Here is an 18,831-nt window from a genome sequence, read left to right on the forward strand (position 1 = left end):
AGAATTATAAACTTAGTGATTGGGAACTTTGTGCATATAAAAACAGGCTAACTTCTTTCGTTTTTATCATTTGAAAACAAAAATGAATTTTACCCTTACATTTGAAAATGCATATGTAACAAGAGTCTATAACGGTACTATTATCATACTAATCTATAACAATTCTGTCTTCTTCCCTTACCTGTATCCTTTAAAACATAAGACTTTAAAACGAGTGCTGTTAGTGAATCTGTTAATGTTTTATATGATAAATTTGAAAGAGCTAATAGATCGTTCGTATATAACATTCTATGCTTCTCTAATAATAATAGTACTAATCGTTCTGACGGTTTTAATGTTTCATCACTTTCTAGTATAAAATCTATATTTTTCATATTCCTACTTCTTACTCCTTATATAAAAAAATGTTTTTAGTAGTTATTTAATATAAAAATACTACATAACAAATTTGAAGATATATCGAAATAACACAACACCCAAATGCTTTTATACTATAACATAAAAAAGACATTTCCCCAAATTGAAAATGCCTTTTATATCTACTTCTCTTTTTTATATAATTGATATGATTGTTCTAGCCCTTTATTATATTTCGTATTATTATCTGTCCATTCTCCCCCTAAATTCCCTGGCCATCCTGCTGATGTATCGGTAACATATGTTTTAAGTCCCTAGTACTTTTTTACCAAGAGGTTTTGTGCTATTAGAATCTGGTTCAATTGTAATACCAATGTTATCAAAGGACTGTTTTTGTGAGATTTCATATGTCAGAAGTCCAGAACCAGTTTCATCAGGTTTAAATATTCCAGCGTTTTTTCTTTCTCCATCTTTTAATAACCAAACTTGATACACTTCTGAATTTTTTACTTGTGGCAAATGATCAGCTTGTACAACTAATTTTTTCTTATCTCCTTGTTGCATAACAAATATATAGCCCCTTGTATTTTCATGGTTTTGATCGATTGATACTAATGGCTGAGTAGAGATTACTTTAATCGGATCACTGCTTAATTCATGCTTAGCTAAAGATTGTATTTTTAATTGCGAATTTTCGATTGTTAATGCTACAGTAATCACTAACATTGTTCCTAGTAATACCGTTGCCAACGGTGTGAATTGTTTTTTTAGTAAAACCGTCCATTCTTTCAATTTCGCTGTTACTATGTTATCTCTACTCGTTTGTTCGTGAACAAATATAAAATCAAACACTTCCGTTTTTAATGTTGCTGGTACTTCTTTCTCTTCAAAATCGAAATGTAACGCTTCCCAAGCTGCCTGCATTGATGAATACTCAGCTTGACATTTCGGGCATGTCTTTAAATGTTCTTGAAACTTTCTTTGTTCTCTATCATCAAATGTATTCGTAACGTAAGATAATAAATGGTCACATTCTCTCTCCATACTATCCCCTCTATTCTAGATATCTTTTTAATCGCTTTAAAGATTGATGAAGACGACTTTTAGTGGTTCCTAATGGTTCACCTTCCATTTTAGCAATCTCACTAAGGGAATAACCTTTCCAATATAGCAAGTCGATTAATCTTTTTTGAGATACAGACAAGTTCTGCTTTGCCTTTTGAATTTCAACACTGTGCATTCTTTTTTCAATTTGATTTTCTGAATCTGCTATATGCATATGTTTTTCAGAATCATAAATATTATGAAAATTTCTATACATAAGTTCTTTATTTTCTTTTCGGACATAATCAATACAAATATTCCTCGTAATAGTAAGTATCCAATTTACGAAATCACCTTTTGAAGGATTATACATACTTTTAGTTGTCCAAATTTTCAAGAAAATTAATTGAACAACTTCTTTTGTTTTGTCTTCATCTCCTTGGAAAAATTTAAAAGTGAAGCTATATATCAACTTAATATATCGTTCATATATTTCTTCTAATGCAGGACGATAGTTTCCTTTTACTAATTGCATTAACTCATAATCATTTTTTTCTTTCATTCTCACCTGCACTCCCTATTGTTTTTCTTTAATTACAGATAATTCTAAATTAACTTAATTATATAATCCGAATAGAGAAAAAGGAACCACCAACAACGTTGGTCGCTCCTTTTAGCAGAGTATTTATCCCGCTATTCGCGGGCAGTAAGATCCCCACCTCAAGATTCAGAGAAAAGCGAAGAAGATTAAAGTGGATAACTGCTGGCATGCGCTGCTTCCCATCACTGTTTAAATGTAGTTTCACTATTCAGTACAAACCATATATCTTTAACCCCTTGTCCATTTATATCCCCTTTTGATTTATCATTAGCAAAATAGTAAAGGGGATAGCCTTTATACGTTACTTGTTGTTCTTTCGTATCTTCTCTTGTTATCGTAGCAAAGTCTTTTTTATCAAATCCTTTTGGAACTTCAAAATCTTTCGCAACAAATGGCGGCCAAAGTTTTACACAGTCACCACTACAATTACTTACCTTAGATGTGTCTTTTGCAAAATAATAGAGTGTCTTTCCGTTTGAATCTGTTAAGTATTTTCCAACCTTATCGTTCTCTAATACTTGTAAACTAGGAAATTCGTTTTTATCACTACTAACTTCACTCACCTTTTCTCCACTCGTTTTCTTACTTTGAGAATCTTCTTTCTTATCGCTATTACACGCTGTTAATAAAAAAAGGCTTGCTAATATGGACACAATACATTGCCATGCTTTCATACTGACTCCTCCTTCAATTTTTTATTTATATTTAAGGTAACGATAGAAAGGTTTAATTGGTTTGATAAAAAATAAAAAAAGATGCAAGTTGGTCATCGCTCCCTCTGCTTACATCTTTTTTAACTCTATCAATTTATGCATTTTTCTTATACAAAAAGTGCTATTCCCCTCGGATTATTCTGTAGCGTTAAAAATTATGGGACTGCCAACGTCTTTTTGATTAACATTTTTACCTTATATAATATCTTTTGCAATATGCGGTTTACTATAATGACTCGTTCCACCACCGCCTACTATTACTTTTCCACCTTTATCAAAGATTAATAATTTTCTTGAACCATCAGAAAGTAAAACTACTACTTTCGCATCGTCATTCATAGCCGTATATATTACATATCCACTTTTCGAAATACAAGTTGTCCAATTCTCATCAAATTCCGATCTTAATACTCGATTAGAATACACTTGATTTTCAATTCTTCCAGATTGTTCATTTTCCAATTTCTTCTTACCTTCCTTCTGGAGTTGTCATTTTTATATAAATGACGGTTTTCCAATAAATTAGTGACCGTCTTTAATATAAATAGTATATGTGTTTATTAAGAAAATGCTTGGACAATGAAAACGTAACAGCATTTAAGTATTTTACGATTAAGATGTTGATAAAAACATTTCAAAGCGTCTATAATATTCCCTCGCGATTGAATATATAAAACTTGAAAATTCTGATTATAAATAAAGAGCTTACTATAGTAAGCTCTTCATCAAAAACCATTTATTTCACAATTGGCAATGTCACTTCACTCAATTTCACCGCTAACTTTGTTCCTGCTTTCGGTCTAATTGTATAATCGTAGTCACTTGCGATTAAAACAACCCCTATTTGATGCCCTGCTTTAAATACGTAATCATCTGGCTGCATGTCCCATGTAAATGTATAATCTTTACCAGGTTGAATCGCTGTTGAATTTTCTATACTATTTAAGTTTTGCGGATCCATCCAGCCTCTCGTTACAATTTCAGGCTTCGCTCCACCGTAATCAACGAGTAAAGCTGTTAAATTTGAAACAGCTCGATCAATATTTCCTGTTATTGAAATCTTAGGCGTTCCACTTATTCGCATATCTTTTTGCAGTACAGGCATTGTATATACTAATCGATTCGCTATTTCTAACTCTGGGTTTTCTACTAGTTGATTTGACTTTATTTTAGCATCATCTACTAATGAGAAAACATTGTTAACCGATCCCATACTTAATGGCAGGTTGACCGCTTTATTACTTAAATACATACGGACTTTTGATGGTACAGCCGCCGGATCTGGCCAATTTTTTATTTTTTGCCACGATTTATTTTCACGTTGTACATCTACCATCGGTTCATCCATAATTCCATTTTCAATTCCATATAACCAATAATCGAACCATTTATTTTGCGTTTGCTGCCAGTTATTACTTGATGTTCCGCCGTGTCCACCTTGATGTAACCACATTTTACGAGGTACATCATTTTCTCCAAGCGCATCCCACCATTGTGAAAATTGCTTCGTTTTGACGTTCCAATCGTTTAAACCATGAACGACAAATACGCTTGCTTTTATATTTTTAGCATCTTTTACATAGTTTCGTTTATCCCAAAAATCATTATAATTACCTGTTTTTCGATCTTGTCCAGCAGTGAGTTCTTTAATTATCGGACCACAAACTTCTGGATTCTTTCTTGTCAGTACTGCTTCAGCCATATTATCTGTATCTTCTCCTTGATAACCTCCTGGCGCAATGACTGCACCATTTGCACGATAATAATCATACCAACTACTAATCGCTGCGATTGGAATAATTGTTTTTAATCCTTCAACTCCAGTCGTCGCAACAGCATTCGGTAACGTACCATTATAAGAAACCCCTGTCATTCCTACATTTCCCGAAGACCAATTTGCATTTACTTCCTTACCATCCTCTGTATATGCTTTCGCACGCCCATTTACCCAATCAATGACAGACTTTGTCCCAAGTATTTCTTGCTCATCTCCAGTTGTCGGACACCCATCTGATTTTCCAGTTCCGATACTTTCGCCTAAAATGACTGCATATCCTCTTGGAACATAATAATTACCATACGATCCAAGATTAACTGCCCCATACGGTTTTCCTTCATACGCATACAATTCTTCATCAACATTATAAACAGGAACATCTTTTAAACCAGATCGATATGGACTCATTTCATAAATAACAGGAACTTTCACATCCGGATTCGTCTTTGGACGCATAACCTTTACTGATACACGATCTTTTTTACCATCTCTATCACTATCGACTTCTGTCTCTACAAATAAATTTTCAATAATTGCTTCATCAAGAGAATAGATTGGTTTTGTCATGCCATTTTCCAATTGAATTTTCGTGTTTGGAGTTAAAGCTTCTGAAACTTGTCCATTTAACTTAACATCATTCTCATTTATGTAGTTTGTTTCTTTATTTTCTGCATACGCAGTCATACTAGAAACTCCTGAAGTAATTGATAAAGATAATATAGCTGATAGTGTAATTGCTACTTTCTTTTTTTTCATGCCCTTCCCTCCCCATATATTCCTTCTTTAACTATACATTAAAATCACAGAAAATTCAGTTTATATTTTATATAAATAGTTGAGAAATTTGTAGAACTATCAAATCTTTTTATATAAAAGAAAAGGAACTAATAACAATTAGTTCCTATCTATATACATATAAAATTGTATTTCCCCATCTACTACCGAAACCCCGTATTCAAATCCATGCCTTTCTAAAATACTTTTTACTATCGCTAGTCCTAATCCTGTACCTGATTTTTCTTTACTACGAGAAGATTCTAATACGTAAAAAGGTTCCCAAATTTTATCTATTTCTTTAATTCCCTCAGCGGCAATATCATTTTGAATTTGAAAATACACAATGTCATTTTTCTCTTCAAATGTGATTCTTATATTTTGATTCGTTGTATATTTTATCGCATTAGAGATTAAATTTTGAAAGACCATTCTCATTTTATTTAAATCAGCATAAATAATCGCGTCACCAGCATTATAGTTCACTTGCAAATTGATTTCTTTCGACTCCAGTTCAATCTTATGCTTATCTATTATACTTTGGACCAACGGCTCAATAAGGAATTCTTCTTTTTGCAAAACATCTCTTTCTAATTTAGAAAATCGTAATAATTCTTCAATTAAATTTGATATTTGATCTGTTTGTTTAATGATTGTGTCCACGTACGTACCATCATCTAAACCATCTTTTATTCCCATAGAATACGCTTTTACTAATGCGATTGGTGTTTTTAATTCATGAGTTACATCTCCCATAAATCGTTTTAAGTGGTCATTTCGATCTGTTAAATCTTGATGCGCTCCATGTAATTTATCACTCATGATGTTAATACTATTTGCTAAATCACCTATTTCATCATTCGTTTTAACTTTCGTCCGTTTAAATTTCAGACGTGAAATATCTTCTGCGACATCACTCAATTCTTTCAGTGGAGTAGTGATTGTTTTTGAAAGAATCCAAACAAGCACGATAATAAGAAATAGTGAGAATCCCAAAATGTATAAATAAAATGAGTTAAGCGTTTTAATTACTTCATTGGAATGTGCGATAGAAACTCCTACTAAAATCAACATATCATCTTTCGCAATGTATTTCGCAAAAAAACTAGATTTTATCTTTTCTTGATCATATATTTTATTCGATTGTCCGAGGTTCTTCACTTTCGTAATTTCTTCTTTTGTAATCCAAAGTTTATTCAATGCAACTCTCTTTTTTGTAAGTTGCATGCGTAATTCTTCATTAATAGCATCTTCTGAATTATTTATTGATGTATATGCAATCGTAACATTACCTTCATTTTCAATACGGTTTATAGCATCATCCAGTTCTTCACGCGGTACCGACTGTATTTGCGCTGTAATGCCTTCTAAGCTTTCACGTGTTTTGTGCACATTATATTTTGGTAAAAAATAGTTAATTAATAATAAAGAGATGACAAAAATAAGGATGACTGTTAAAGAAATGCTGAAAAACAACTTTTTACCGAGCTTATTCACACTCTTCCTCCAAACTGTATCCTAAACCACGATGTGTCTTTATAATATTTTCTCCTATTTTTTTACGTAATCTTCTTACATGCGTATCAACCGTTCGCTCTTCCCCAAAATAATCAAATCCCCAGACGATATCTAACAACTTTTTCCGTGTTAAAATCGTGCCTTTATGATTTAAAAAGCACTTTATTAATTGTAATTCTGTCTTTGTAATTTCTAATTCTTTCGTATTTTTATATACTTTATTTTTGGTGAAATCTATTTTTAAATCTTGAACTTGAATAACATCTTCATGCTGCACAAGCTTTTTCGCTCGGGTTATTAGCACCTCTGGGTGAAATGGTTTTTTCACGTACTCATCTGCCCCGCATTGAAGAGCTGCTAATTCATCTTCACTTTCACTTTTCGCAGTAAGCATTAATACTTTCACACTTGAATTCTTTTTTATTTCCTGACAGACAGTAATACCACTATTTTTCGGCATCATCCAGTCTAAAATAGCTAAGTCAATTTTCTCATCGTAAAATATTTGAAGTGCTTCCTCCCCATCCCTTGCTAATAAAACTTCGAAGCCTTCTTTTTCAAAATACGCTTTTAAAATTTTCAGCATATCCTGTTCATCATCTGCGATTAATACTTTCATTACATTTCCTCCGTTACCTATACGTAAATCTAAATTTTATCATACAACTTCATTGTTACATGAATGTGACAGAAAAATATTTACAACATTTGAGGGTATAGTAAGTGTGAGGTGTTGTTTTATGTTCAAAAAAATAGGAGTCATTACTCTGCTTTTCTTTTTATTATCAACAAATGCGTTCGCAAATACAAATCAACAAATTGAAGTATTTGATTGCAAAAAAGAAATGGTAGTCCAAAAACAATCTTTAGATCCAGCGATTCAAAAAGAAGCAGTTCAATTTGCAAAATCAATTACCGGTCCATTCAAAAACTTAAATGTCGTTCCAAAAGATGGACATATGATAAAAATCCCTTTATCTAAACCTGTTTCTATTACAAATCAATGGTTACATACAACAATTGATGAAGTACTCATCCTTCTCCCACTTAACGAAAAACCTTACATTATGCTTTACGATGATGAGAATAATCCGCATTTTTATTATGTAAAAGGTGATCCGAAGGGTTTATTGAAACAAATGAAAGTTAAGATGTAATTGCTTAAGAAAGGTTCCGTACATGAGTATGGAACCTTTCTACAATCTTATAAAGTGACTTGAACCCTTATAATCTTCTCCTTTTACAAATCCATTTGCGCAATAAAACTCATCACCTTGCTTTGTATCCGTATGTAGAACAACAACGTGAAAATACTTTTCCGCATGTCTTAATAGTTGCTTTAATAACAACTTCCCTAATCCGATGCACCGATAATCCTTTGAAATATAAAACCTTCTTAATCGGCCAATCTTAATATCTTTCGTATTTGGATCTTGATTTAATCCTCCTATTCCAATTATCTTATCCTCTCGAAAAATCCCATATAAACATTCGCCTCGTTTACTAAATGTATTTCTTTTACTTTCATATTCATTTATTAATTTTATTAGGAGGTTAAATCCTTCTTCTTTACTTCCCATAACAAGATGATTGATCTCATATTTTAGTAAATCTTCAATTTTCTTAATTTGTATATCTTGCAGCATAATTACCTTCTCTTTCTATCGAAATCATTTCAGACTTCTTCTTTATCATTATTTAACCAATTAACTAATTTAAGAATTGTATCTGCATAGAAATTAATATCACGTATTGTTTCTACTACTTGGATCGTTCCTAATTTTTGTTCTTCTTCGTCTACACATTCAATTCGTAACGAGCGTTTTAAATTATATTCAAGCCATCCTAACCTTCCTAAAAATCCAGTTGCTAATACTATTTTCCAGTTTGCGTGTAGTTCACCATATTTCTTTTTATATCCACTTATAATAGAGGAGAATCTTTGTTTATCAAGTTCACTTTTTTCATTTTTTGACCAGTAAATTGCAGTTTCGATTAAATCTTGCATCGGATTGATATAACCAGCTGATTCCCAATCAATAAGCACTGGTTTATTTCTATTCCACATTACATTTTTAGGATCTAAGTCTCTATGACTTATTACCAGTGATGTTGAAAGTATTTCAGATGCTTCAATTGCCGCTGCGTTCCACTTTATAAGTTTTTCATAGCTTTTTAGGAGTAACTCCCCCCATTCCAATTGTTCTTCTTTACCTCTTAGCAAATAATAGTTCCAATCAATTAATTGGTCATTATCAAATCCGTCATTAGTTATATCTAACTCCGAAAAATCCGTTTTATGTATTTCCGCAAGAATTTCACCTATCTTTTCACAATGGACATTATTTATTTCATCGTCTGTCAGACTTTCGCCTTCTATCCAATCAAATATGAGATAAAACTGATCATTTATTTTTTGTATAGAATCACCTTTAATTTTTTTGGCTGGGAGAGCTGGTACCTTTTTAGATGCAAGAATAGCTATTTTTTCTGAATTAATATAGTTTTGCATTGCCGTTGGTCTAAGCATTATTTGAGGATTTAGAAGTTTTATCGCATACTTTCCTTTTGTTGTTTCCATGGCATACATCCTATGTAAAAGTCCACCACATATAGATTCAGGAACATTTAACATCTCGCCAGGTAAAGAGTTTTTGCACATCCTATCAAAGTCTAAGTAATATTTGATACCATCCATTTTCTCACCTACTTTTCTATGTAGTAGTTACAAAACAAAAATGCTCTAAAATATATTATTTTGAGCATTCATTTGTCTGTTCACTTATTCAATTTGTAGTGTAAGAATTCTTCAATTCAGGTAATATTCCCTTCAATTTCATTAAATCATTTATTACTAAATCAGCATGAGCGAGTTCCTCTTCTTGCGCAAAATCAAAATTACATCCAATCGCAATCAAACCATTATCTTTTGCTGCGTTAATATCAGATAAACGATCGCCAACAACCACTGCCTCTTTTATATCGTATTTTTTCAAAATACTTTTTACTAAGTCACTTTTATTAAGCGATTGAATTTGTTCGATACTAAACGTTTCAGTAACCCATTGATCTAAGTCATAATAAGATACGATTGCTTGCAAATATTCTGTTAAACCATTACTAGCTATGTAAATTGAGCAACCACTTTCTTTTAAATAATTGAAAACTTCCTTTACATTCGGATATAAAGCCCCTTTTCCACTCTTTATGTTTTCAATTAATCTTTCTAAAAAATAAGCATCTGTTTGTTTTCTTACTTCATTTGAATGATCAGGTAACAGTGCTTCCCAAACCTTTGGTAAAGGCACACCCATAATTTCACGATATTTATTAATTGGTGTTATCGTATCCCATAATTGTAGTGAACGTAAATGATCAAATGTATCGTCTAGTGATAACTCTAAAATTTTGTCTGTTTGAAATAAAGTTCCATCCATATCGAAAATTAGTGCTTGTAACATTTTGTTCTCTCCCTTTGAGCTATAATACAGTTTTGCTCGACATATTTTTAAGTAACTCAACGATAATTTCTGAACAATAATTCGCTGCCGTTTTCGCGAAGTCATCATAAGAAACTTGAGCCTCATCGTCTGCACTGTCAGAAATGCATCTCAAAACGAGAAACGGTATGTCATTTATATAAGCAACATGTCCAATTGCCGCTCCTTCCATTTCTGTACAATGAGGTGCATATTCAGTGACTAATTGCTCCTTTAATTTTGAATCCTCGACGAAACATTCTCCGCTTATGATTCTTCCTTCATGAACAGTAATATTTAAACTACTACTATTAACAGCTTTTTGGGCTAAATCTCTTAATTCCTCGCTTGCTTGAAACGCTGCTTGAAACGGAAATAGATTCTTCATTGGATTTTTATTAACATCATGATACGTAACATTTGTAGAAATAACTAGATCGCCGACTTTCACATCAGGATGTAATCCACCCGCAACACCTGTATTAATGATAGAGTCTACATCAAACTTATTAATTAATATTTGTGTACATGCAGCTGCATTAACTTTTCCTACACCAGAGCGTGTAATAATTACTTCTGTTCCCATGAATTTTCCAACGTAAAAAGGTATTCCAGCAATTGTTTGTTCTTCTTTTATAACTAGTTTTTCTAAAAGTAAGTCTATTTCAATTTGCATTGCTCCGATAATACCGATTCTGTTCATGTATGTAGTCCCCTTTATTAATTACTCCCTTTAATTCTTTCAGACATAACCGAAAATAAAAATTTCGGAAGTACAAATTGTCTCTTTAACCGTTTCGGCTGTGAGAGTAACCTATACAGCCATTCGGTTCCAGTATCCCTCATAATTTTCGGTGCTCTTTTTACAGTACCAGATATTATATCAATCATGCCTCCAATACCAATAGATAGCGGAACGTTTAATGTTTGTATGTTTTCATAGATGAATTCTTCTTGTTTTGGTGAACCTAGTCCTACTAGCAATAAATGCGGCTTGAATTGCTTGATTTTTATTTTTACTTCTTCTATTTCTTCAACATTTACAAATCCATGCTGTCCTTTAAACTGTGCTCCTGGGAACTGCTCATTTAATTTTAATAATGCCTTTTTATTACTTTCTGGTGCGGCTCCAAAAAGAAAGACACGGTATCCATTGTCATTACAATATTTTATTAAATCGTGAGTAATATCTGCCCCAGTAACACGTTCTTTCAAAGTTCCCTTCAATATTTTCGAGCCAATTATGACGCCAATCCCATCCGCTGTTATTAGATCCGCAGATAGTAACATCTTTTTAAACTGCTTTGATTTTTCTGTGTTTTCCTTTTCAGACATAACAATTTCAGGATTTGCAGTTACTACAAACCTTGATTTCTCTTGTTGTTCATGTAGCCAACCTTTTAATAAACTTATAGCTTTTGCATATTCTAAAGTTGAAAAAGGTATTCCTTTTATAAGCTGGTAATCCACTATACTCTCCCCTTACGTAAGCTGCAAATATTCATCGATATCTATAGAAATTTGTTTAAAAGCTTTATCCCAAAATTCATAGCTTGTTATATCTATTTCAAAATGTTTTTTCATAAGCTCTTCCACTGGAGCTTTTCCTGTTTCTCGTAAAAACTCTTTATATTTCGAATGAAAAGTACTTTTAGTTTCTTGAGCCATCTCTAATAAACTAAAACTAGCTAAATAACCAAATGTGTATGGATAATTATAAAAAGGAATATCTGCTATATAAAACTGAACATATTTCATCCAAACAAACGGCTGATATTCTGATAATGCACTCCCATATGCTTTTTCTTGCGCTGCTATAGATAATTTCTCGATTTCATCAGCACTTAAAGAACCTTCTTTACACTTTTCATAAAAATTCTTCTCAAATTCAAACGATGATCGTATTGCCATTACATAATTAAAACTGTTTTTTATTTTCCAGCTAAGCAATGACTTTTTCATATCTATACTATCTGTTGTTTGAATTAGATAATTTATGAGCACGGTTTCAAAGAAAATAGACGCTGATTCAGCCGTACTCATTGGCAAATAATCATCTAAAAAAGAAGTAGATTGTTCAAAACTCATATTATAAAAATGCCAAGCATGTCCTAATTCATGGGCAAGTACTCTTACACTATCAATACTTCCGTCATAACGCATAGAGATTCGTGATTCTTTTTCACTGAAAAAAGGAGCGCAAAACCCACCTGGTGGTTTATTATCTCTCGGTTCCGTATCTACCCATCCACTCTCTATTGCATTACGTGCAAATTCTGCTAATTCTTTATCAATATCCTTTAATGCATTATATATATTTTGTACTGCTACCGAAAAAGGAATAATAGCCTCATTATTTTCCTTTACTGTCATAAGTTCATGCCATGTAATCGAAGCTTTCCCTTTCTTATACATATTTAAAGCACTTACTAATTTATCAAGATTTTCTTCTGTCGCATTCCACATTTGTAATAATACAGTTTCAGAAATGCCATTCGCATGAAGAGATTGTGTCAAAATCTCTCTATCTTCTAATTCATTATTCTTTGTATTGCGCAATCTTCCTATTTGATTTAATACAGTAGCAAAGATTTCTTTTTCCTTATGTAAAGTACTTGTTAATAACTCGAATACTTCTAATCTTTCCTTTTCATTATCACTATTCATTGCAATATTATTTGCTTGGCCAAATGAAATTTGTTTATTATTGTGCTCTATTTCTATCTTATTTCTTAATTGCATGTACATATTTTCCCATGCATGAAGTTCATCTTTTATTAATCTAGTATTATCGGTAGTTTCCACTTCACTTTGTTGTATTACTTGTTGCACTTCTCTTTTCAGATTTTTTACTGTAGCAGTCAATATAGTAAGGTCAGATGAAACACTTTCTTCAGCCGATTGGCAATACAAATAGTATTCTGCTTTTTCAATAGCTTGTATAAGTTTTGAAAGAATCCCTACATCTTTTGTCGCATAATATTGTTCTTTCAACCCCAATATTGGAGTTAGAATATCTTCAATCGGATACAATCGATCTAAATCCCAACTAGCAATTTCATGCATTTTTATAGCCGCCTCCTATTTTTACAAATAGTTACAGATATTTCTCCCAACACAATTATATATGAAATGGTAAAATTTTGATATCTTTAAATATTTAGATTTCTATTAACACATTCTTATTTATACTCTTTTCTGCTGCTACCGAAATGCACATAACATAGACAGATGAGTGGTATTGCCACTGGAATAAGTATTACTTTCTAATAAAAGGAAAAACCGCTATATCAACCAGTAAGTAATTATAGAGTAACAATAAAAAAGATCATCCAAAAAGTATAAAATATCCTACTCTTTTGGATAACCCTTTACAATTTATAAGATCTTTTAACTAAACCTCTTTATAAATCCATTTTATTTTCAGCTGAAATTTTAAAGTACTTCGCAGATAATTTATAAGAGCGATTCTCATTATAAAAGTTACCTAATTCATAGGATAATTCAGCAACTAAGCGATGTTGCTTTTTTTCTACTCCCACTTCAATTACTTTTTGCATATTTTTCTCGTATTCATAATAATCTCCACGTATTTTGAATACTTTAGCTTTCAAACCATATAGTTGAACATATGCAATTGGTACATCATAAATCGATAAAAAATGAAATGCTTCATCCATAACTTTATTAACATTTTTCCAATCTTTAAGTTCTATGTACACCTCTATCATGTTTCGTAATGCATATACCTTTTGATCTTTCTCCGATAAAAATTCACTTAACTCCAAAGTTTCTTCATAGTATTTAATGGCATTCGTATAGTCTTTCAAGCCTTGATAAATTTTCCCGTAATCATAAGAAATGATAGGTAAATACTTTGAATCACCATTAGTAGCCAAACTATTTTCTACCTGCTGTAAAATTTCAAGTGCCTTTTCATATAACTCATCCATAATATACAATACGGCAAGCATTAAAAGTGCATTTATGACGTTTTTCTGCATACCGTTTTTTCTGTATATATCGAAAGCTTTTAAGGCATACAAACGACTAATACTTTTATCTTTATAAAGCTCCTTATATACATGACATAAATTATAGTATATATGAGCATGTTGTTCAGTTTCTTCTACTCCAAGTAAACTCTCAGCCTGTACATAAATATCATGCGCAGCAATGTAGTCTTGTTTATTATAAAAATAATAACCTCGAGATTTTAAATAATAAATATAATCTTCAGAATCTTGTATTTCGACCTGACTTGGTATCATTTGCGAAGCTTGATCTACAAGCGACTTCACATATAACAAGTTTTTTTGTCGGGCATGATAGTATATAAGTACACCATATACCTTTAATAATAAAGAGATTGAATCCACTTCACGAACATATAATTCTAATGAGGATAATTCAGCTTCAGTTATACTTTTATCTTTTTTATATTTATTACATATTTCAAGAATAGTAAGCTTTATCTCCTCGTGATTACCTTCTATGAGATAATCGCCATCAACATTCAGCTTCTTAGAAACTTTCTTTAAAAAAGAAGATGATGGTTTTATTTTCCCACTCTCAATTCTACTTAAATAGGTTACTGAGCATATTTCTGATACGAGCTCCCCCTGTGTTAATCCTTTATGCATACGAACTTGCCGAATACGTTCCCCAATTTCCATCTCTCTACTCTCCCTATTTAACCATTTCATGCTTTTTACTAATTAAGTCATTATGTATTTCTTAACCTTTCATACTATATAAAATGGGCATTCTCACATATGTAAAAAAATGTATCGATTATTTAAATTGTACATTCATACTTTGATTATTTCTATACTTCTTGTTAAATTAAATGGTAAAAAATCGGTTTTTCCGGCTATTTTTTTCATACAATTTTACTACTTGTTATTAACAAAAACAGAGATATATACTTGAATTACGATAAACTTAATAAAAAGGATCTAACTAAATGTAAACTATTATTCTTAATTTAGATCGTATGGTTAATTACATTTACCTAGTACATGGAAGACATCTATTATAAATCAAAATAAATTAAATGAACTTAATAGATGAATTATTAATATCACATCCTAGAAATTAGTTTGTCGAATTATTTTTTTAACACGAAAGGATGATAAACATGATTGTAAGACTTAAAGATGAATCCGCACGAAAAATAGTAAGATATGTTGGAGGCGCTGCTTTACTTTTAATAATCGCTTCTTTCCTTTATCAGTGGAAAAATGACTTAATAATTGATCATACTGAAAGAGTCAGCTTTGGACTAGTTCTCATCACTTTCATATCTACCTTCTTTCCTATAAAACAAAGCACTCATAAATAATAAATTCTATATTTTATTTAAAGAAAAAAGGATTGATCAAAAGATCAATCCTTTACTCTACTTCATTTAAGAAAAATAACGTTATAACACCAGGTCCTGTATGCGCTCCGATTGCTGCTCCGATTGTATTTACAATGAAGACTTCGCAGCCAAATCTTTCAGTAATTAATGCTTTTAACGCTTCGGCTGTTTCTAAATCATCACCGTGTGTCATACCGATTGTTTGACCTTTTAGGTCTTTCCCGCGCTCTTCCATAATGTCAACAATTCGGCTTAATACTTTCTTTTTCCCTCTTACCTTTTCAAGTGGTACAAGTTTTCCTTCTTCCACATTTAAGATCGGCTTAATGTTTAATAAACCACCGATGAATCCCGCTACTTTACTTAAACGTCCACCTCTAACAAGGTACTGTAAGTCAGCTACAGTGAAGATATGTTCCATATGCTTCATTAGAAAAGCGACACGGTTTAAGATATCTTCTTTTGTTGCGCCTTCTTTTGCCATTTTAGCAGCCTCTAATACGACAAGCCCTTGACCTAGCGAAGCGCATTTCGTATCGATAATTTCTAAATCTAAGTCAGCATATGTTTCTTTTACTTCTTCTTTAATAAGAACTGACGATTGATATGTACCTGATAGTTCAGATGAGAAAGCTAAATATATACAAGGATTACCTTCTTTTGCATAAGAAACAAATTTTTCTTGGAATGTTTCAAGTGAAGGCAATGACGTTCTATAAGCAGCGCCTTCTCTCATGTTTTGCAATAATGTAACTGAATTTAATGTAACTCCATCTAAATACTCTGTTTCTGCTTCATCATACACACGGAGTGGAATTAAATCAATATCATATGCCTGCAGCAATTCTACCGGTAAATCCGCCGCACTATCCGTAATGATTTTAACGCCCATTTTTAAACCTCTATTCTGTTATAAATATATAAAAAAATAAAATGAAAATATTACTTTTAAATTATATACGTAAAACAAGATTGAAGAAAGAGAAAGTACTTTATATTGTATGCACTCTTCTTCAAAACTTGAACCGTTAGTTAAAATGATTTCGCTTTATCCTCTTTTCGCTAGTTATTGGGTTATATATAATGAGAATATTAGAACTCTTCCAAAGGAGGGCGCATATGAGTATTCAACTAGCTACATCTAAGGATTTAGAATGGATTAATATTCAATATGAATCTATAGGATTTGTACAAAGCGATTTAACTCGAGATAAAGTTGCGATCATTACATACAACAATGAGTATGCAGGTATAGGACGTTTAGTCCAAATAGATGAAGATACAATTGAATTGGGTGGCATTTTCATACTACCTAACTTTAGGGGATTACAATTAGCAGGAGAACTCGTTTCATTTTTAGTACAAACGGCGAAAAAATCACATATTCAAAATGTGTATTGTCTCCCTTTTGAGGAATTAGAAAACTTTTATAAAAAATACGGCTTTACTGAAGTCGATACTACTCAAGAAGTTGTCCATCCAATTATTCTAAAAAAATATAATTGGTGTTTAGAAACGTATGATAAACATGTGTTGCTGTTTAAGTTGTGAGTTTTCTAAAAGGGGAACGTATACAATTTGTATTACACCTCATATATTAATAAACATTTATCTTTGTTATCTATTTAATTGACTCTCTTATTTTAAGCGACCGATTAACAATCCAATAATTCGTTAAAATAGATATGTTTTTTATTTCTTCTACATTATATAGCTGTATTCATCATCTACCTATAATTTGATGAATTTTATGTAATTCGTACCTGTACTTCCTGTTCTTGTAATACTTGGACAGTTAATCCCAATACAATATTTTGCATTAACTGATACACATTATCATGAAATGTACTTTGCTCTATAATATATTCAATATATTGAAAGATATAGCCTTCTACAAGTAAGCTCCCTTTTTCAACTGTAAACGGATTCTGTCCTGTCTTTTTTATTTTTGGTAATAAAATTTCATTTTTTGTCAAAATAATCTCCTGTGACACCTCTTTTATTTCTATGACTTTTTCTTTAAATATCACCTTTTCTCGCAAACTAATTTCCCCTTCATACCTCCCAATTTCTATTGGTAATGTCGCTGTTATATAATCATTAAATTCACCTTCACTTCCCTTCTCTAATATCATACTATGGATAGGAATCCACGAAGATGTCTCTATCCTATTCTCTTTAATATCATCTTTAACTTTTGGATTAGAAAATTCTAAAAGCACTCTCTTTTCATGAAGATTTGAAGAAACTAATTTACAATAAGCCTCTCCATGATAATGTTGCACTGTAGTTAATAGCTTTGCATCTAGTTCTCGATACCCCTCTTCTTTTTCATTTTGGAATACAAATGTTTCTTGTTTTTTTACATTTATATTAGGATAGTTTAAAAACCTAGACACTTCCGAAATAATAGAAAATGGGATTTTCACTACCATAAAACGTACTGAAGTATTTATTTCTGATTCAGGTTCTACATCTTCTTTCTCTAATCCAGGTTCTTTATCTCCTTCCTCTGATCCTGCTTCTACATCTTCTTTCTCTAATCCAGATTCTTTATCTCCTTCCTCTGACCCTGCTTCTACATCTTCTTTCTCTAATCCAAATTCTTTATCTTCTTCCTCTGATCCTGTTTCTACATCTTCTTTCTCTAATCCAGATTCTTTATCTCCTTCCTCTGACCCTGCTTCTACATCTTCTTTCTCTAATCCAGGTTCTTTATCTCCTTCCTCTGATCCTGCTTCTACATCTTCTTTCTCTAATCCAGGTTCTTTATCTTCTTTCTCTGATCCAGATTCTACACATTCTTTTTCTATTTCAGATCCTTTATCTTCTTCCTCTGATCCTGCTTCTACATCTTCTTTCTCTAATCCAGATTCTTTATCTCCTTCCTCTGATCCTGCTTCTACATCTTCTTTCTCTAATCCAGATTCTTTATCTCCTTCCTCTGATCCTGCTTCTACATCTTCTTTCTCTAATCCAGGTTCTTTATCTTCTTTCTCTGATCCAGGTTCTACACATTCTTTTTCTATTTCAGATCCTTTATCTTCTTTCTCTGATTCAGTTTCTAAACTTCCCTTTTCTTTTCTTATTTCGCATGAATCATCTTGAATATTCAGTTTTTCTTCCTTGTAAATTTTGTTCCATATTCCCTTACCAATCCATGGCTTATTCATCACCATCCCCCCATCTGATGAAATTCATAA

At 31.9% G+C, this 18,831-nt stretch carries 20 protein-coding genes and 1 pseudogene; 3 read left to right on the forward strand and 18 right to left on the reverse strand.

Annotated elements, in window-relative coordinates; translation table 11 throughout:
• Positions 1 to 143 precede the first annotated feature (143 nt).
• The 9 genes and pseudogenes from QUF93_RS15910 to QUF93_RS15950 all read right to left on the reverse strand — a co-directional run bounded on the left by QUF93_RS15910 (position 144) and on the right by QUF93_RS15950 (position 7,403).
• Positions 144 to 374 carry a hypothetical protein gene (locus QUF93_RS15910; RefSeq protein WP_000789035.1) on the reverse strand — a complete coding sequence of 77 codons (231 nt, stop codon included), beginning with the start codon at positions 372 to 374 and terminating at the stop codon, positions 144 to 146.
• A gap of 165 nt (positions 375 to 539) precedes the next feature.
• Positions 540 to 668: pseudogene (locus QUF93_RS15915) on the reverse strand (invasion protein); the annotation flags it as partial.
• On the reverse strand, positions 664 to 1,401 hold the full coding sequence (locus tag QUF93_RS15920; protein WP_289375736.1) for an anti-sigma factor: 738 nt from the start codon (positions 1,399 to 1,401) through the stop codon (positions 664 to 666). The gene QUF93_RS15920 and the pseudogene QUF93_RS15915, both read right to left, overlap by 5 nt.
• A 10-nt stretch (positions 1,402 to 1,411) precedes the next feature.
• Positions 1,412 to 1,963: an RNA polymerase sigma factor gene (locus QUF93_RS15925; RefSeq protein ID WP_289375737.1), complete on the reverse strand. Its 552-nt coding sequence runs from the start codon at positions 1,961 to 1,963 to the stop codon at positions 1,412 to 1,414.
• Between the two features lie 221 nt (positions 1,964 to 2,184).
• Complete coding sequence (locus QUF93_RS15930) at positions 2,185 to 2,676, reverse strand: COG4315 family predicted lipoprotein (RefSeq protein ID WP_289375738.1); 492 nt, start codon at positions 2,674 to 2,676, stop codon at positions 2,185 to 2,187.
• Between the two features lie 234 nt (positions 2,677 to 2,910).
• Positions 2,911 to 3,177 (reverse strand): hypothetical protein, encoded by a 267-nt coding sequence (locus QUF93_RS15935; RefSeq protein ID WP_289359410.1) that lies wholly within the window; start codon positions 3,175 to 3,177, stop codon positions 2,911 to 2,913.
• A gap of 274 nt (positions 3,178 to 3,451) precedes the next feature.
• The gene (locus QUF93_RS15940; protein ID WP_289375739.1) at positions 3,452 to 5,248 is read right to left on the reverse strand and encodes a Xaa-Pro dipeptidyl-peptidase; all 1,797 of its coding nucleotides are present in this window, start codon (positions 5,246 to 5,248) and stop codon (positions 3,452 to 3,454) included.
• Positions 5,249 to 5,386: 138 nt separating this feature from the next.
• Positions 5,387 to 6,763 carry a sensor histidine kinase gene (locus QUF93_RS15945; protein WP_289375740.1) on the reverse strand — a complete coding sequence of 459 codons (1,377 nt, stop codon included), beginning with the start codon at positions 6,761 to 6,763 and terminating at the stop codon, positions 5,387 to 5,389.
• Positions 6,756 to 7,403: a response regulator transcription factor gene (locus tag QUF93_RS15950; protein WP_289375741.1), complete on the reverse strand. Its 648-nt coding sequence runs from the start codon at positions 7,401 to 7,403 to the stop codon at positions 6,756 to 6,758. The genes QUF93_RS15945 and QUF93_RS15950 overlap by 8 nt, the downstream gene beginning before the upstream one ends.
• 121 nt (positions 7,404 to 7,524) lie before the next feature.
• Between QUF93_RS15950 and QUF93_RS15955 the strand changes: the two genes are divergently transcribed.
• The gene (locus QUF93_RS15955) at positions 7,525 to 7,941 is read left to right on the forward strand and encodes a hypothetical protein (protein WP_002120064.1); all 417 of its coding nucleotides are present in this window, start codon (positions 7,525 to 7,527) and stop codon (positions 7,939 to 7,941) included.
• A gap of 39 nt (positions 7,942 to 7,980) precedes the next feature.
• Here QUF93_RS15955 and QUF93_RS15960 read toward each other — a convergent pair whose 3' ends face one another.
• The 7 genes from QUF93_RS15960 to QUF93_RS15990 all read right to left on the reverse strand — a co-directional run bounded on the left by QUF93_RS15960 (position 7,981) and on the right by QUF93_RS15990 (position 14,939).
• Positions 7,981 to 8,430, reverse strand: coding sequence for a GNAT family N-acetyltransferase (locus tag QUF93_RS15960; protein ID WP_289375742.1), 450 nt, complete (start codon positions 8,428 to 8,430; stop codon positions 7,981 to 7,983).
• A 29-nt stretch (positions 8,431 to 8,459) separates the two neighbouring features.
• Positions 8,460 to 9,482 carry an aminoglycoside phosphotransferase family protein gene (locus QUF93_RS15965; protein WP_289375743.1) on the reverse strand — a complete coding sequence of 341 codons (1,023 nt, stop codon included), beginning with the start codon at positions 9,480 to 9,482 and terminating at the stop codon, positions 8,460 to 8,462.
• Between the two features lie 88 nt (positions 9,483 to 9,570).
• The gene (locus tag QUF93_RS15970) at positions 9,571 to 10,245 is read right to left on the reverse strand and encodes an HAD family hydrolase (RefSeq protein ID WP_289375744.1); all 675 of its coding nucleotides are present in this window, start codon (positions 10,243 to 10,245) and stop codon (positions 9,571 to 9,573) included.
• A 19-nt stretch (positions 10,246 to 10,264) separates the two neighbouring features.
• Positions 10,265 to 10,966, reverse strand: coding sequence for a 5'-methylthioadenosine/adenosylhomocysteine nucleosidase (locus tag QUF93_RS15975; RefSeq protein ID WP_289375745.1), 702 nt, complete (start codon positions 10,964 to 10,966; stop codon positions 10,265 to 10,267).
• 17 nt (positions 10,967 to 10,983) lie between these two features.
• A complete protein-coding gene (locus QUF93_RS15980) occupies positions 10,984 to 11,733 on the reverse strand; it encodes a WecB/TagA/CpsF family glycosyltransferase (protein ID WP_289375746.1) in 750 nt (249 codons plus the stop codon).
• 12 nt (positions 11,734 to 11,745) lie between these two features.
• Positions 11,746 to 13,329, reverse strand: coding sequence for a M3 family metallopeptidase (locus tag QUF93_RS15985; RefSeq protein WP_289375747.1), 1,584 nt, complete (start codon positions 13,327 to 13,329; stop codon positions 11,746 to 11,748).
• 338 nt (positions 13,330 to 13,667) lie between these two features.
• Positions 13,668 to 14,939 carry a helix-turn-helix domain-containing protein gene (locus tag QUF93_RS15990; RefSeq protein ID WP_289375748.1) on the reverse strand — a complete coding sequence of 424 codons (1,272 nt, stop codon included), beginning with the start codon at positions 14,937 to 14,939 and terminating at the stop codon, positions 13,668 to 13,670.
• 464 nt (positions 14,940 to 15,403) lie between these two features.
• Between QUF93_RS15990 and QUF93_RS15995 the strand changes: the two genes are divergently transcribed.
• A complete protein-coding gene (locus QUF93_RS15995) occupies positions 15,404 to 15,607 on the forward strand; it encodes a hypothetical protein (protein ID WP_289359420.1) in 204 nt (67 codons plus the stop codon).
• A gap of 52 nt (positions 15,608 to 15,659) precedes the next feature.
• On the opposite strand, the gene QUF93_RS16000 is transcribed toward QUF93_RS15995, so the two are convergent.
• Positions 15,660 to 16,520 carry a fatty acid kinase binding subunit FakB gene (locus tag QUF93_RS16000; protein WP_289375749.1) on the reverse strand — a complete coding sequence of 287 codons (861 nt, stop codon included), beginning with the start codon at positions 16,518 to 16,520 and terminating at the stop codon, positions 15,660 to 15,662.
• 227 nt (positions 16,521 to 16,747) lie between these two features.
• Here QUF93_RS16000 and QUF93_RS16005 point away from each other — a divergent pair, with 227 nt between their 5' ends.
• Positions 16,748 to 17,179 (forward strand): GNAT family N-acetyltransferase, encoded by a 432-nt coding sequence (locus QUF93_RS16005; protein ID WP_289375750.1) that lies wholly within the window; start codon positions 16,748 to 16,750, stop codon positions 17,177 to 17,179.
• 197 nt (positions 17,180 to 17,376) lie between these two features.
• Here QUF93_RS16005 and QUF93_RS16010 read toward each other — a convergent pair whose 3' ends face one another.
• Positions 17,377 to 18,801 (reverse strand): BC_2427 family protein, encoded by a 1,425-nt coding sequence (locus QUF93_RS16010; RefSeq protein ID WP_289375751.1) that lies wholly within the window; start codon positions 18,799 to 18,801, stop codon positions 17,377 to 17,379.
• Positions 18,802 to 18,831 lie beyond the last annotated feature (30 nt).

Origin of the sequence: Bacillus hominis (genome assembly GCF_030348325.1) — a bacterium.
Classification (GTDB): Bacteria; Bacillota; Bacilli; order Bacillales; family Bacillaceae_G; genus Bacillus_A; species Bacillus_A hominis.

What these genes read in the sequence shown, in the direction of transcription:
- QUF93_RS15910 (WP_000789035.1), bottom strand. Translation starts at nt 374, where the DNA reads ATGAAAAATATAGATTTTATACTAGAAAGTGATGAAACATTAAAACCG.
- QUF93_RS15920 (WP_289375736.1), bottom strand. Translation starts at nt 1,401, where the DNA reads ATGGAGAGAGAATGTGACCATTTATTATCTTACGTTACGAATACATTT.
- QUF93_RS15925 (WP_289375737.1), bottom strand. Translation starts at nt 1,963, where the DNA reads ATGAAAGAAAAAAATGATTATGAGTTAATGCAATTAGTAAAAGGAAAC.
- QUF93_RS15930 (WP_289375738.1), bottom strand. Translation starts at nt 2,676, where the DNA reads ATGAAAGCATGGCAATGTATTGTGTCCATATTAGCAAGCCTTTTTTTA.
- QUF93_RS15940 (WP_289375739.1), bottom strand. Translation starts at nt 5,248, where the DNA reads ATGAAAAAAAAGAAAGTAGCAATTACACTATCAGCTATATTATCTTTA.
- QUF93_RS15950 (WP_289375741.1), bottom strand. Translation starts at nt 7,403, where the DNA reads ATGAAAGTATTAATCGCAGATGATGAACAGGATATGCTGAAAATTTTA.
- QUF93_RS15955 (WP_002120064.1), top strand. Translation starts at nt 7,525, where the DNA reads ATGTTCAAAAAAATAGGAGTCATTACTCTGCTTTTCTTTTTATTATCA.
- QUF93_RS15960 (WP_289375742.1), bottom strand. Translation starts at nt 8,430, where the DNA reads ATGCTGCAAGATATACAAATTAAGAAAATTGAAGATTTACTAAAATAT.
- QUF93_RS15965 (WP_289375743.1), bottom strand. Translation starts at nt 9,482, where the DNA reads ATGGATGGTATCAAATATTACTTAGACTTTGATAGGATGTGCAAAAAC.
- QUF93_RS15970 (WP_289375744.1), bottom strand. Translation starts at nt 10,245, where the DNA reads ATGTTACAAGCACTAATTTTCGATATGGATGGAACTTTATTTCAAACA.
- QUF93_RS15975 (WP_289375745.1), bottom strand. Translation starts at nt 10,966, where the DNA reads ATGAACAGAATCGGTATTATCGGAGCAATGCAAATTGAAATAGACTTA.
- QUF93_RS15985 (WP_289375747.1), bottom strand. Translation starts at nt 13,329, where the DNA reads ATGCATGAAATTGCTAGTTGGGATTTAGATCGATTGTATCCGATTGAA.
- QUF93_RS15990 (WP_289375748.1), bottom strand. Translation starts at nt 14,939, where the DNA reads ATGGAAATTGGGGAACGTATTCGGCAAGTTCGTATGCATAAAGGATTA.
- QUF93_RS15995 (WP_289359420.1), top strand. Translation starts at nt 15,404, where the DNA reads ATGATTGTAAGACTTAAAGATGAATCCGCACGAAAAATAGTAAGATAT.
- QUF93_RS16000 (WP_289375749.1), bottom strand. Translation starts at nt 16,520, where the DNA reads ATGGGCGTTAAAATCATTACGGATAGTGCGGCGGATTTACCGGTAGAA.
- QUF93_RS16005 (WP_289375750.1), top strand. Translation starts at nt 16,748, where the DNA reads ATGAGTATTCAACTAGCTACATCTAAGGATTTAGAATGGATTAATATT.
- QUF93_RS16010 (WP_289375751.1), bottom strand. Translation starts at nt 18,801, where the DNA reads ATGAATAAGCCATGGATTGGTAAGGGAATATGGAACAAAATTTACAAG.